Raw genomic sequence first — 592 nt, 5'->3', positions numbered from 1 at the left:
GGGCGCTGTCGACGCCGCTGTGGCGGCGCAGATAGCCGCTGACGTCCAGCGCCGCGCCGTCGGCGCCGGTCAGCAAGGCGCCCTGGGCGTCGGCCAGCTGGTAGCGGTACTCGTAGTCGCCGGCGGCCAGCGCGTCGGCGTTCAAAGCGAACTGGCCCTGGGCGTTTCGGCTCAGCGCCGCCTGGGTCCAGGCGCCCTGGCTACCCTTGCTCCGGTAGGACAGCAAGAGCTGGGCGGCCTGGGTCTGCGGCGGATTGAAGCTGACCATCAGCGGCAGCGTCAGGCCCTTGGTATTGACGCTGACGGCGCCGCCGCCCAGCGTCAGTTGACCGCCGGCGCGATTGAGCATCAGGCCGTTGGCGTCGAACAGCTGGTATTCGAAGTCGTAGACCGTCGGCGCGCTCAAGCCCTTGGCCAGCGCGCTGCTGTCCCAGTCCCATTCGCCGTTGGCGGCGCGGCTCAGCGGCGCTTCGGCCCAGGCGCCGCCGGCGCTGCGATAGCGGATCAGGCCGCGAGTGGCCGCCGCCGGCTGATTGCCGCCGATGTGAACGATCTGCGGCTGGTCGCGCCAGGCGACCGGTTGGGTGACGGA

General features: G+C 71.3%; 1 protein-coding gene. It reads right to left on the bottom strand.

All coding sequences use genetic code 11. The annotated features are described in order from the left end of the window. On the bottom strand, positions 1–592 hold a 592-nt coding region (locus tag NK214_RS24930; RefSeq protein ID WP_253315815.1), incomplete at both ends, for a hypothetical protein.

Source organism: Chromobacterium sp. S0633, from assembly GCF_024158805.1.
Lineage (GTDB): Bacteria > Pseudomonadota > Gammaproteobacteria > Burkholderiales > Chromobacteriaceae > Chromobacterium.
Note: the sequence above shows the minus strand (reverse complement) of the source record. Positions and strands in the feature narration are given on the sequence as shown.